Source organism: Ruegeria sp. B1 (assembly GCF_056535885.1).
In genome coordinates this window covers 528,357-540,542 of record NZ_JBQFJA010000001.1, presented here as the reverse complement: position 1 = coordinate 540,542, position 12,186 = coordinate 528,357, and the positions used below count along the sequence as shown (strand labels likewise).

At 57.0% G+C, this 12,186-nt stretch carries 12 protein-coding genes; 8 read left to right on the top strand and 4 right to left on the bottom strand.

The genetic code is table 11. The features are described from left to right. Positions 1–50 precede the first annotated feature (50 nt). Positions 51–1,448 (bottom strand): sensor histidine kinase RegB, encoded by a 1,398-nt coding sequence (gene regB, locus ACR3ES_RS02665; RefSeq protein ID WP_170431597.1) that lies wholly within the window; start codon positions 1,446–1,448, stop codon positions 51–53. A 91-nt stretch (positions 1,449–1,539) separates the two neighbouring features. Between regB and ACR3ES_RS02660 the strand changes: the two genes are divergently transcribed. After that, positions 1,540–2,160, top strand: a complete 621-nt coding sequence (locus ACR3ES_RS02660; RefSeq protein WP_170431598.1) for an SCO family protein — start codon at positions 1,540–1,542, stop codon at positions 2,158–2,160. 87 nt (positions 2,161–2,247) lie between these two features. Further along, on the top strand, positions 2,248–2,802 hold the full coding sequence (locus ACR3ES_RS02655; RefSeq protein WP_050604676.1) for an ActR/PrrA/RegA family redox response regulator transcription factor: 555 nt from the start codon (positions 2,248–2,250) through the stop codon (positions 2,800–2,802). An 82-nt stretch (positions 2,803–2,884) separates the two neighbouring features. Here the strand turns inward: ACR3ES_RS02655 and ACR3ES_RS02650 are convergent, their stop codons facing one another. Both ACR3ES_RS02650 and ACR3ES_RS02645 read right to left on the bottom strand, forming a co-directional pair. After that, complete coding sequence (locus ACR3ES_RS02650; protein ID WP_170431732.1) at positions 2,885–3,313, bottom strand: VOC family protein; 429 nt, start codon at positions 3,311–3,313, stop codon at positions 2,885–2,887. 135 nt (positions 3,314–3,448) lie between these two features. Continuing rightward, a complete protein-coding gene (locus ACR3ES_RS02645) occupies positions 3,449–4,042 on the bottom strand; it encodes an HD domain-containing protein (protein ID WP_170431599.1) in 594 nt (197 codons plus the stop codon). Between the two features lie 205 nt (positions 4,043–4,247). On the opposite strand from ACR3ES_RS02645, the gene ACR3ES_RS02640 reads away from it, so the two are divergent. Beyond that, a complete protein-coding gene (locus ACR3ES_RS02640; protein ID WP_170431600.1) occupies positions 4,248–4,562 on the top strand; it encodes a hypothetical protein in 315 nt (104 codons plus the stop codon). Between the two features lie 102 nt (positions 4,563–4,664). Continuing rightward, positions 4,665–6,053, top strand: coding sequence for an adenosylhomocysteinase (ahcY, locus tag ACR3ES_RS02635; RefSeq protein ID WP_170431601.1), 1,389 nt, complete (start codon positions 4,665–4,667; stop codon positions 6,051–6,053). Positions 6,054–6,178: 125 nt separating this feature from the next. On the opposite strand, the gene ACR3ES_RS02630 is transcribed toward ahcY, so the two are convergent. After that, positions 6,179–6,361 (bottom strand): transposase, encoded by a 183-nt coding sequence (locus ACR3ES_RS02630; RefSeq protein WP_170431602.1) that lies wholly within the window; start codon positions 6,359–6,361, stop codon positions 6,179–6,181. Between the two features lie 669 nt (positions 6,362–7,030). On the opposite strand from ACR3ES_RS02630, the gene ACR3ES_RS02625 reads away from it, so the two are divergent. Genes ACR3ES_RS02625 through ACR3ES_RS02610 form a run of 4 tightly spaced genes read left to right on the top strand, consistent with a single transcriptional unit; the run spans position 7,031 to position 11,840 of the window. Next, positions 7,031–7,696, top strand: coding sequence for a sugar transferase (locus tag ACR3ES_RS02625; RefSeq protein WP_170431603.1), 666 nt, complete (start codon positions 7,031–7,033; stop codon positions 7,694–7,696). Between the two features lies 1 nt (position 7,697). Continuing rightward, positions 7,698–9,797 (top strand): YjbH domain-containing protein, encoded by a 2,100-nt coding sequence (locus ACR3ES_RS02620; RefSeq protein ID WP_480634683.1) that lies wholly within the window; start codon positions 7,698–7,700, stop codon positions 9,795–9,797. A 5-nt stretch (positions 9,798–9,802) separates the two neighbouring features. Beyond that, positions 9,803–10,435 carry a YjbF family lipoprotein gene (locus ACR3ES_RS02615; RefSeq protein WP_170431604.1) on the top strand — a complete coding sequence of 211 codons (633 nt, stop codon included), beginning with the start codon at positions 9,803–9,805 and terminating at the stop codon, positions 10,433–10,435. Continuing rightward, positions 10,425–11,840, top strand: coding sequence for a polysaccharide biosynthesis/export family protein (locus ACR3ES_RS02610; RefSeq protein WP_170431605.1), 1,416 nt, complete (start codon positions 10,425–10,427; stop codon positions 11,838–11,840). The genes ACR3ES_RS02615 and ACR3ES_RS02610 overlap by 11 nt, the downstream gene beginning before the upstream one ends. The last annotated feature ends 346 nt before the right edge of the window (positions 11,841–12,186 follow it).

The window sequence follows — 12,186 nt, the reverse complement described above, 5'->3', positions numbered from 1 at the left end:
AACGGAATTCGATCAGACTATGCGTGTGATTGGTTAACGGTGTCTTAAGCCTAGACCTGGATGTGCTGATTGACGCCGGATGGCACGGGCGTGTCGCCTGTTTGCGCATCGACCAGGTTGCGTGGCCAGGACACTCTGACAATTGCGCCCTTGCGGTCCGGGTGATCCGATAAATGCTGGTAGGGATCAGAGCCATTGGCAAAGTCCAGTTCGGCTCCGCTGCGTTCCAGAAGGGTTTTGGCGATGAACAGACCCAAGCCCATGCCTTCGTATTCCGGCCGGGTCCGCCGGTCGGTCTCGCTCCGTCGCCGGCGTACAAACGGATCGCCGATTCGGCCGATCATCTGCGATGGAAACCCGCGCCCGTCATCCATGATGATGACGGTGATCCGATCTGACGTCCATTCCGCCTCGACCCAGACATTCGCGCGGGCAAAATCCACCGCGTTCTGGATCAGGTTGCGCAGACCGTGAATGATCTCGGGCTTTCGCAGGATCGACGGTTGTTGAACATCCCCGTCCTGACCCGGACCTTCAGAAAAACTGATAGCCTTCCCCCGATCGATATGTGGTTCTGCGGCTTCGTGAACGACAGTCGACAGCGGGGCCTGCCGCAGATGCAGGTCATCTTTGCCGGCCCGGCCCATATTGCGCAGAATATCCCGGCACCGATTGGCCTGTTCCCGGATCAGGGCGGCGTCATCCTTAAGATCGGGCCGGTCGTCCAGTTCTTCGATCAGTTCCGAACTAGTCAGCTTGATCGTGGCCAACGGCGTGCCCAGTTCGTGCGCCGCCGCCGCGACAACCCCACCTAGGTCGGTCAATTTCTGTTCGCGCGCCAGCGCCATGTAAGTGGCCGAAAGAGCCTCGGACATCGACTGAACCTCGGAACTCACGCGGTGCGAATAGGCGCCGATGAAGGCAATTGCGATAACAATCGCGGCCCAGTTCCCAAACAACAAGATGTCTGGGATCTCCAACACCACGCCGAGATCCGTGCGCAATGGCAGATGGAACTCCGCCAGCAGGGTTGTCAGAACAATTGCAACGGCACCCACGATCAGGGTCGACCGAGTGCTCATGACATTCGCCGAGATCGTTACCGGGCCAACGAGAAGCAAGGCAAACGGGTTATTCAGCCCGCCGGTGAGATACAACAGAAACGCCAGTTGCAACAGGTCAAAGAGAACCATCAGAAAGTTCTCAAACTCGGTCAGACGCTTGTTGCGTGGGAAAATCACGATTGCGGTCAGATTGCCCACAACCGACACGCCGATGGCCAGGTAGCACAGACCCAGTTCCAGCTGAACATGGTAGGATTGCTGAGCCACAGTAATGGCGGTGAACTGACCGACAATAGCGACCCATCGCAGAAAGATCAGCGTCCGCAACCTGATCCAGCTGCTGCGTTCCTGTCCGCGCCATAAGCCGTGGTTGGAATCTGCCATAGGTCAATTATGTCCTATTGTACCGGTCCATCAAGTTGATAGGTGTACCGGTGGAAATGATCAACAATCCCTCTTTCCCAGGATGAGCGCCATGACCCGCATTTATGCCATACTTGCAACCGTTGTTCTGGCCGTTGGCCTTGGAGCCATGTGGCTGCTGACGTCGGGCAATGGATCAGATGATAAATATGCACAATGCCGGTCCGCTCAGATCGCAGGTGGGGCGGCTGCGATTGGCGGGCTGTTTGAATTGTTGAACGAGAAGGGTGAAATCGTCACTGACAAAGATGTGATCACCGAGCCGACACTGATCTATTTCGGGTACACATTTTGCCCGGATGTGTGTCCGTTAGACGTGTCCCGCAATGCCGAGGCCATTGATATCCTCGCCGAGCGCGGAAAGTCTGTGACCCCGCTATTCATCTCGATTGATCCGGATCGGGATACGCCGGAAGTTGTGGGAGACTATGCATACAATATGCACGAGCGCATGATCGCGCTGACCGGAACGCCCGAACAGGTTCAGGCGGCCAGCAGAGCCTACAAGACCTATTACAAGGCGCATGATAAGAGCGACGAGTATTACCTTGTCGATCACTCGACCTTTACATACCTCGTTACGCCCGAAGACGGATTTCTGGAGTTTTTCAAACGAGATGACACGGCCGAACAGATGGCCGACAAGGTGGGCTGTTTTCTGGAGCAAGTCTAGAAAAGACACATCGGTTTGACGTTTGCACCCGCGCTGCTATTACTCATGTGCAGGCCAAAAGGCATGAAATAGCAGAAAGACAAGACTATGGCGGACAGTTCTCAACTCGACATCGGCCCCGATAAATCGCTGCTGTTGGTGGATGATGACGAGCCATTTCTGAGACGTCTGGCCAAGGCGATGGAGAAACGCGGGTTTGAGGTTGAAACCGCCGGATCGGTCGCCGCAGGCCGTGCCATTTCCACAGCCCGCCCCCCAGCTTACGCTGTGGTTGATCTGCGCCTAGAGGATGGCAACGGTCTGGACGTGGTCGAAGTGCTGCGCGAAAAACGCCCCGATAGCCGAGTGGTTGTGCTGACAGGTTACGGCGCGATTGCCACCGCGGTGGCAGCGGTCAAGATCGGTGCGACCGACTATCTGTCCAAACCCGCCGATGCCACCGATATCACCAACGCGCTACTGGCCAAAGGCGACGAACTGCCCCCACCCCCAGAAAACCCCATGAGCGCGGATCGTGTGCGCTGGGAGCATATCCAGCGGGTGTATGAGCTGTGCGACCGGAATGTCTCGGAAACCGCGCGGAGGCTGAATATGCACCGCCGGACGTTGCAGCGGATTTTGGCAAAGCGCAGTCCGCGGTAACAGCTTTCGCAAACGATTGGGTTAGCGTCCGCATACTTGCCAGACAGTGGTGGCAATACCTGTCGTTCGGGCACAGACAGTCCTAAAACTGGATTTCCACAGAAGGCGCGCTGCGTCTAGCTTCACCGTGAAAAACCGCTTCGATGTTGTTTCCATCTGGGTCGAGAACAAAAGCGGCATAGTACCCGGGATGATAAGACCGTTCACCGGGTTTGCCGTTGTCGCGCCCGCCATGCGTCATTGCAGCGCGGTAGAAGGCATCCACTGTTGCACGATCTTTTGCTTGAAATGCAATATGATGACGTCCAGTCAAAACCCCCAAAGCTGCTTGGCTATCAACGGACGACACCACAAGTTCGTCAGCCCAGAGATAGTCTTCGGTTGTCTCAACAACGGGGATGTCCAGAACGTTTAAAACGGCCGTATAAAACTCCCTACTGGATTGGAAATTGCGAACCACAAGCTGCAGGTGATCAACTAGCCGACCTCGGTGTAAGCAATTGGCTTCCATGATTTTTCTCCAAATGAGAATTGGGTTTTTGACCTGACGAATTGAGAGAGCACCAAAAGCACCTGAATGACGACCCGTCAACGCGCTAGATTGCCGCCTTAGGCTTTGGATACCGGTGGTGCAGGGAATTGCCACTCACAGGAGGTCTATCAACGCCGCATGACGATCTGTGTAAGCCTGCCGCACCTCAACCGGTGGTCTGAGCTTGATGTGTAACCCTTCCATCACCTCACGATCTGGCCGACCAAAGAACTTCGTTGCCTCAGCCTCGGAAAACCCCGCGATCTGCGTCGCTTCCATCCAGGCGCTGATTTTGTCGGCCTTTTTGATCTGGCGTTTGATTGTTTTTGGGATCTCGGCGGGTAGGCCGAACCGGATATGGATCGCCGCCGCCAGACGGTCATCCATCGCGCCATATCCGGGGCCGACAGCGGATTTGACCGGAGAGATCATATCTCCGATCACATATTCCGGCGCATCGTGTAACAAAGCCGCGAGCTGCCATTTCATAGGCGCTTTAGGCGCAATACGGCCAAACAGTTCTTCCACCAACAACGAATGCTCGGCCACGGAATAGGCGAAATCGCCGCGTGTTTGCCCGTTCCATCGTGCTACAAATGCCAGTCCGTGGGCGATGTCTTCAATCTCGATATCCACCGGGGTCGGGTCCAGCAGGTCCAGCCTGCGCCCGGACAGCATTCTCTGCCACGCTCTGGGTTGTGTTGCCATTATGCCATGCCTTGTGAAGTCGGACACTTTCATGCCGCGTTTTTATGGTAGGATGTACCTGTCTGGATCACTTGCTGCCAACTTTTTCTTGAGCATTCGTGCTTTGAACCGGCGCGTTGCGATCCCGACATAAAGGACTGAGGGGGGTGCATACTCCTCCCAGTGTGCCCCTCTCGAACCAAATACGTATCGAAAGGAGCATGATATGTTCAAACGTCTCTTTGCAATTGCCATGACATTCGGAATGGCCGCGACCGCACCACCCGCCTTTGCCCAGAATTGTGCACAGCGCGAGCATGTGATCACAAAACTGCAGGACGGTTACGCGGAAGAGCTGGCCTTTGGCGGTTTGCAGAAAACACGCGGCGCGCAATCGGTCATGGAGGTTTGGACCTCAAAAGAAACGGGCAGTTACACTGTTCTGGTGACCCACGCGAACGGCATTAGCTGTATTGTCGCCGTTGGCACGGATTTTTTCGAAGCGATCCCCAAAATCAAAGCAGAGGGGACGCCTAGCTGATTTTGACAGCGGAATACTCCGTTTCCCGCCATCCTCGTTGCCACCTGCCCCAAGGAATGCTAGGGGCAGCCCGGACTGAGATTTACCGGAGTGGAGCACCTGATGGCCGGGGACTATATCGTTAAAGACATTTCACTGGCCGGGTTCGGCCGCAAGGAACTGGATATTGCTGAAACTGAAATGCCGGGCCTGATGGCCTTGCGCGCGGAATATGGCGAAACCAAGCCCTTGAAGGGCGCGCGCATTGTCGGTTCGCTGCATATGACCATCCAAACAGCCGTTCTGATCGAGACGCTTGTGGCGCTGGGCGCGGATGTGCGCTGGGCATCGTGCAACATCTTTTCAACCCAGGACCACGCGGCTGCTGCGATTGCCGAGGCCGGTATCCCGGTCTTCGCAATCAAAGGCCAGACTCTGGAGGAGCATTGGGATTACCTGGACAAATCCTTCCTGTTCGCGGACGGACCCAACATGATTCTGGACGATGGCGGCGATGCGACACTGTACATCCTGCTGGGCGCTCGTGCCGAGGCGGGTGAGGACATCATCCCTGTACCGTCTTCGGAAGAGGAAGAGGTGATCAAGGCCCAAATCGCCAAGCGGATGGCGGCCTCTCCGGGTTGGTTCACCAAGATGCGCGATCAGATCCAGGGCGTGTCCGAGGAAACCACCACCGGCGTGAACCGTTTGTATCAGCTGGTGAAAGACGGCCACTTGCCGTTCCCCGCGATCAATGTGAATGACAGCGTTACCAAGTCGAAATTTGACAACAAATACGGCTGTAAGGAATCGCTGGTCGACGGCATCCGCCGCGCGACCGACACTATGATGGCCGGCAAGGTCGCGGTCGTTTGCGGCTATGGCGACGTGGGCAAAGGTTCGGCCGCTTCGCTGCGTGGCGCGGGTGCCCGCGTGAAGGTCACCGAGGTCGATCCCATCTGCGCGCTGCAGGCCGCAATGGACGGATTTGAAGTTGTGATTCTGGAAGACGTCGTCGACACAGCTGATATCTTCATCACCACCACCGGCAACAAGGACGTGATCCGCATCGAGCATATGCGCGCGATGAAGGACATGGCCATCGTCGGCAACATCGGTCACTTCGACAATGAAATTCAGGTGGCCAATCTAAAGAACCACAAGTGGACCAACATCAAGGAACAGGTGGATATGATCGAGCTGCCCTCGGGTAACCGCATTATCCTTCTGTCCGAAGGCCGTCTGCTGAACCTCGGCAACGCCACCGGCCACCCATCCTTCGTGATGTCGGCCTCGTTCACCAACCAGGTTCTGGCGCAGATCGAGCTGTTCACCAAGGGCGACGAGTACCAAAACGAGGTCTACATCCTGCCCAAGCATCTGGATGAGAAAGTGGCGCGTCTACATCTTGACCGCATCGGTGTAAAACTGACCCAGATGGATAGCGACCAGGCCGCCTATATCGGTGTGAAGCCCGAAGGCCCCTACAAGCCCGAGCATTACCGCTACTGATTGCGTTTTGAACATGACGTGGAACTCTGGACGCCGCCGGTTGTTACATCTGGCGGCGTCCTTTGTTTTAAAGTGGCGGTTGTAGCGATCCTGTTCGGGGCCGGCGGCAGGTGGCTGCTGGCGCATCAGAAACTACAGGCCGCTCCATAGAGCTTAGATTGCAGCATGGGATCGCCGCGCTTCGATATTCTACCGCCATAATCGGTATTGCCTGATTGGTGACACCGGGAGGTCAGCCCGAGATAGGTTCCGGCGGATCTGGATTTTGAGAACCGTTGCGGATGATCGGTGGTCGCAACACAGTTCACTGCACTTGGTGAGCAAAGGAAGAATGACGCTGGACAGGATCAGCCGATCTTTCGGGATCGCGTGAAGGACGTCATGAGTGGGCCTGTAACTGCATAAGACCGGAAGTCATTCGGCCGCTAACCACGAGACCGTCAACCGTCAGAAGTTTGTGACAGAGCCGACTTAACTACATGCGGCTCGCAGGAGGAATGAGCCTGGCTGTGTCACGTCCGGTGACGGTGACGCCAGTGTCGGACCAGCGCCCGGTTCAGAGCCTCAGGCTTGGGGTTCGCCCGTGCCGTGCCGGAGACTTGTTCTCGATCTGCTTGCTGCCGGCCTTTGTTTTCATTCTAGCAACTGTATTTCTCAAACGTTCAGAGAAGACCGTTTTTACTGAGATCTGAAGGCCCCTTCTCCTCGGAAGCGGACGCTGGGGCTTAGCCTGCTTGATGCTCGCGGGATGCTACCCCTGTAAAATTCAATGTGATCTGTTTTCACCTTTGCGGTTATCTTCGGCTCATTGGTAGATTTTCACATATCCTTTTTTCGAATGGGCACTCCACCATTCTTCTCAGATACTCGTTGACAATTCCGATCATCCTAAATAGTCAAATTGACTATATTAGGTTCAATCGAGATCGCGCATGACGGCGTTCAACAGGCGATCATATCAGGGTTGTTGAGTGGCGATGTTTGATGATAATTTGCCTGACCGGAAAGACCTCGTATCTGAGGTTTGTCCTCGTTCTGCATCGGTTACACCTTGCGTCACATTCAAACTGGCAAAGCGGACGTTTGATCTTCTCGCAAGTACTTTATTCCTGCTACCGCTCGCGGTGCTGTGCGGTGTTACCCTGCTGATCCTGAACCCGTTTTGGAACAAGGGGCCACTGTTTTACTCGCAGGAGCGGATGGGTCGAAACTGCGTACCATTCACGGCTTACAAGTTTCGCTCAATGCGTCCGGCCGGCAAGATTGAGCGCAGTGCGGATTGCCCGCTGGAGGAGGACAGGATTACTCCGGTTGGCCGATTTCTGCGCAAATCCCGCCTTGATGAATTGCCGCAAATTATCAATGTAATCAAAGGCGAAATGAGCCTTGTGGGCCCTCGTCCAGACTATATCGAACATGCCCGCAATTACCTAACGCAAGTGCCGGGATACCAAGAGCGGCACGGTGTGCGCCCCGGGATCAGCGGCTGGGCTCAGGTTGAGTTGGGCTACATCGAGGGAACAGACGCGACCCGTCGTAAGGTACAGGCGGATCTGTATTACATTGCCAACGCGGGTCTGGCGATGGAAACCCGCATCGTCTGGCGGACCCTTGCTGTCATGTTGCGACGTAGCGGGGCGTGATTTGAAGATCCGGGCAAAACCTCAGGCGCGGAAAGGCCTGTTGACCTTGGCGTGCGCAGTTGCGACGAGCATGGCGCAGGCGCAGTCTGTTTCGACCTATGGTACGCCGGGCCTGCTTGAAATTCCCACCGCCGAAATGTTCGACGATGGCATGCTTGTGTTCACCACCGCCGCGTTTAGGAATACCGGTCGGGCGACGATGACCTTTCAAATGTTGCCCTGGGTCAATGGAAGCTTCCGCTACGCAGTGATCAAGGATTTCAACGGTCCCGATGGCACGCTTTATGACCGCAGCTTCGACGTCCATTTCAGGCTGCTTGAAGAGAGCAAACACAGTCCTGGCATCGTCATGGGTTTGCGTGACTTTGGCGGCACCGGTGTGTATGCAGCCGAGTACTTCGTGGCCACAAAAACACTTCGGGACCGATTCAAGCTGACCGGTGGCATTGGCTGGGGGCGTATGGCCGGGCGCGGCGCGTTTTCGAATCCGCTGGGCATATTCGGCGGCCGGTTTGATACCCGTCCACGCTCGAACTCAAGCGGCACGGGCGGTCAAGTGGAATTCAGCAATTGGTTTCGCGGCGACGCCGCGTTGTTCGGTGGAGTCAGCTGGCAGTTCAATGACCAACTGACTTTCCTGGCTGAATATTCTCCCGATCTATACACGCAGGAAGCCGTCAATGACAGCTTCAGGGTTGAGTCCGCCATCAATGTCGGCGCTCAGTATCGGTTTCGGAACGGATCGCAACTGAAGGCCTCAATCCTGTATGGCAACACACTTGGGCTGACCTACGGCTATTTTGTTGATCCGCGCAGATCGGTGGTCCCCGGCGGACAGGGCTCGGCACCGCCGCCCTTGCAGCCAAGATCCCAGGTCGCGGCGGCAACAGCAAACCTTGGAACCGACGACATTCGGAACCGAATGCAAGTCGCATTAGATCAGGAAGGGTTGCGACTGGTCTACCTGTCTGAGACCGGCGAGACCGTCCGGGTCGGAGTCGAGAACAACACCTATGGCCAGGCGGCCCAAGCCCTTGGACGTACGGCCCGCGTGCTGGCCAATGAACAGCCACCCGAGACAAAGCACTTCGACATCGCGCTGATGTCGAACGGCGTGCCGCTCAGCGCAGTGCGCGTCAATCGTGACGACCTTTACGATCTGGAACATGACCCCGATAATGCCTGGCGCAGCTTTGCCCGCGCCGAGGTTTCGGACACGATCCCGCTGGTCGAGGGGGGCATCCTCAGCGATGTATATCCACATTTCTCGTACCGGCTTGGGCCTTATCTGAACTTCTCGTTCTTCGACCCTGACGACCCGCTGCGATACGAGGTAGGGGCCGCGCTGGGAGTTGATTACACCCTGTCGCCCGGCTTCACCTTGTCGACCGGGTTGCGCCAGCCGATCCTCAGCACCCTGGATGACAGCACGCGCGTTTCAGATTCCCCATTGCCGCATGTGCGCTCGGATTGGGCGATCTATGCCCGTGACTCCAATCTTCGTATCGAGCATATGACCGCTGAGTACATGTGGCGTCCGGCCGAAAACTTCTATGCCCGCACCACGCTGGGTTATCTTGAGACCATGTTTGGCGGGCTCTCGACTGAGCTGCTCTGGTATCCCAACGACAGCCGTCTGGCCCTCGGGATCGAGGCCAACTATGTGGCCCAACGTGATTATGATGTTCTGTTTGGTTTTCAGGACTATTCCGTGGCCACTGGCCATGTCTCGGCCTATTACGACCTGCCAGGCGATTACCACGCGCAGGTCGATGTCGGGCGTTATCTGGCTGGTGACTATGGTGCCACCTTCGCGTTGGATCGCGAGTTCAGCAACGGCTTCAAGGTCGGGGCATTCTTTACCCTGACAAATGTAAGCTCTGCGGATTTCGGCGAAGGTTCGTTCGACAAGGGCATCCGGCTGGAAATCCCGATCTCGTGGCTGACCGGGCGTCCGTCGCGCAACAAGATCAGCCAGACCATCCGCCCCACTCTGCGGGATGGCGGCGCGCGGCTACATGTGCGCAATCGCCTTTACGAAGTGACGCGTGAGGCCCGGTCACAGGATTTGTCCCGCAGTTGGGCGAGGTTTTGGCGATGAAAGGAATGCGTTTCGCTTGCCTGGCCCTGCTTCTGATGTCGTGCGGTGCAACGCAGGAGGATGTCGACCTGCTCAAGGGCACGCTGTTGCCCAATGCACCCCGGTTTCACCCGCGGGCCGAGGCATTGGCCGCCCGCCGCCCGGTCCCGCCCCGGCTTGAGGTTGGTTTCCCCTCGCGCGATCTCAGCGGCATTATGCTGCTGGAGACCGAGCGCGCTGGCGTGCAGACTTGGCTGACTGCGGATGGGGCAACCATTACGCTGAAGCAAGGTATGCTGACCTCAGCCAAAGGTTTTGGCGGCGGAATGGAGGGCTCTGACGTCAGCCAGAGTGTCCGTCTGATCCTGGGCGGTGGCGCGGGTGAGGTCGAACGGTTCCACAGCTTTCTCAACGGCAATTCTGAGATCGAGTTGCACGCCTATAAATGCCAGATCACCTCGCTGGGTTCCGAGACCGTTCAGCTGCGCGGCCACCCAGTCTCAGCGGAAAAACGGAGGGAACAATGCTACGGCGTCACGGAACGCTTCACCAACGTTTATTGGGTGCGGAGCAGCACCGGTCGCATTGTGCAATCCTCGCAATGGACAGGCGATTTTCTGGGCAACATGGTCATAAAGACGGTTCCCCATGACGGCTAAGATTTTACGCAACGAAGGACGTATCGTGCGCCATATCCTACTTCTCCTGAGTGTGCTGGCCCTGGCTGTTCTGACCGCTGGATGCTCGACCATTTATCGCAGCCCATCGGTCACCGCCGGAGTTTCAGATGCGGGCAACGTCCGCGTTGTCCCGGTGACGCCGGAAACTGTCCTGGTGGCTAACCGTTCGCCCTATTCTCCCAAAACCCTGCCCCCGGTGTTCGGCCTGTCAGCCGGTTCCGGATCCAGCACCAGCATACCGGGTGCCGGCGCGCTTCCCGAAGCGCCTTCCACTCAGGGTGGATCGCGTGCCGGACTGCAACTGGACCCGCCGCCGCAGGTGACTTCGGGTCCTTACACCATCGGTGTCGGCGACGTTCTGGTGCTATCAACCCCCTCCACCCAAGGCACCGCCGGAGAACTGTCCGCCCTGCTGGCTGTGCAAAACAGCCGCAATGGCTATACCGTGCAGGATGATGGCTCGATCAACATTCCCGACGTCGGGCGTGTCCGGTTGGTCGGCCTGACCGTGGATGAGGCCGAGGCCCTGCTGTTCCAGCGCCTGGTGGAGAACCAGATCGACCCGACTTTCAGCCTTGAGATCGCCGAGTTCAACTCGCGACGTGTGTCGGTGGGCGGTGCCGTTGGCAATCCCGGCGTTCAGCCGATTACGCTGACGCAACTGACACTGGGTGAGGCCTTGTCGGCGGCAGGGTCTGTTTCGGTCAGCAATATCGACAACAGCTCGGTCCGCATTTATCGCAACGGTCAGGTGTATCAGATCCCGCTTGAAGATCTCTATTCGCGGACCGCATTGCAAAACCTCAACCTGATCGCAAATGACTCGGTTTTTGTCGACACCGACTATGATCTGGATCGCGCCGAACGCTACTTTGCCCAGCAGATTCAGCTGCGCAATGTCGTGCTGGAAGCTCGTCAGACCGACCTGCAAGAGCTGAATCTCGCCGTGAACCTGCGTCGCGATGACCTTGCCGAACGCCGGGACAACTTCGTCCAATCTCTCGAACTGGATGCCGTCGACCGCGACTATGTCTATCTGTCTGGCGAGGTCCGCACCCAGGGGCGCTATGCCTTGCCTTTCAACCATAGGGCCACCCTGGCCGACGCGCTGTATGACACTGGCGGCGGTGTGGCCAAGGAAACCGGCGATGCCTCAGAGGTTTACGTTCTACGCGCTGCTCAAGATCCGCGCGAATTTGGCGCCATTACAGCCTGGCACCTCGACACCCGAAATGCAGCGCACCTGACACTCGCTGCTCAATTCGAACTGCGCACCAACGACATCATCTTCATCGCGGAAAACCCGGTGACGCGATGGGGTAGAACCATCAGCCAGATCACACCGTCTCTGTTGACAACACCTATCAACGCGGCGGCAAACTAGTTACAGACGCTGCCGGAAAGCGCGTCGCATTCGTGAACGATCTCGTCAAATCTGGACATAACCGTCTTTTCAAATTGGTTGAGAAACAAGATTGCGAGCGGTCTCAACACCAACTCAAGCCGAGCAGTACCGCCGAGCCTGATCCTGGGTGCTACGTTCCAATCGGTCCCTGCGCCTATCCCCGCCACTATTGCGCAAACCGCGCTTCCGGATCTCATCATCGCGCCTGCAATCCGGATAAAAACGCGATAGGTCCGCACACAGCCCATGGGTCTATTCGAATGGGAATTCCGACCTGCTGCCCGGGCTGAGGCGGGGCTTGCTCAGACCGCCAAGTGAGGATATC

Bases quoted from the DNA above. Each gene is read 5' to 3' on its own strand.
- regB (WP_170431597.1), bottom strand. From the start codon at position 1,448: ATGGCAGATTCCAACCACGGCTTATGGCGCGGACAGGAACGCAGCAGC.
- ACR3ES_RS02660 (WP_170431598.1), top strand. From the start codon at position 1,540: ATGACCCGCATTTATGCCATACTTGCAACCGTTGTTCTGGCCGTTGGC.
- ACR3ES_RS02655 (WP_050604676.1), top strand. From the start codon at position 2,248: ATGGCGGACAGTTCTCAACTCGACATCGGCCCCGATAAATCGCTGCTG.
- ACR3ES_RS02650 (WP_170431732.1), bottom strand. From the start codon at position 3,313: ATGGAAGCCAATTGCTTACACCGAGGTCGGCTAGTTGATCACCTGCAG.
- ACR3ES_RS02645 (WP_170431599.1), bottom strand. From the start codon at position 4,042: ATGGCAACACAACCCAGAGCGTGGCAGAGAATGCTGTCCGGGCGCAGG.
- ACR3ES_RS02640 (WP_170431600.1), top strand. From the start codon at position 4,248: ATGTTCAAACGTCTCTTTGCAATTGCCATGACATTCGGAATGGCCGCG.
- ahcY (WP_170431601.1), top strand. From the start codon at position 4,665: ATGGCCGGGGACTATATCGTTAAAGACATTTCACTGGCCGGGTTCGGC.
- ACR3ES_RS02625 (WP_170431603.1), top strand. From the start codon at position 7,031: ATGTTTGATGATAATTTGCCTGACCGGAAAGACCTCGTATCTGAGGTT.
- ACR3ES_RS02615 (WP_170431604.1), top strand. From the start codon at position 9,803: ATGCGTTTCGCTTGCCTGGCCCTGCTTCTGATGTCGTGCGGTGCAACG.
- ACR3ES_RS02610 (WP_170431605.1), top strand. From the start codon at position 10,425: ATGACGGCTAAGATTTTACGCAACGAAGGACGTATCGTGCGCCATATC.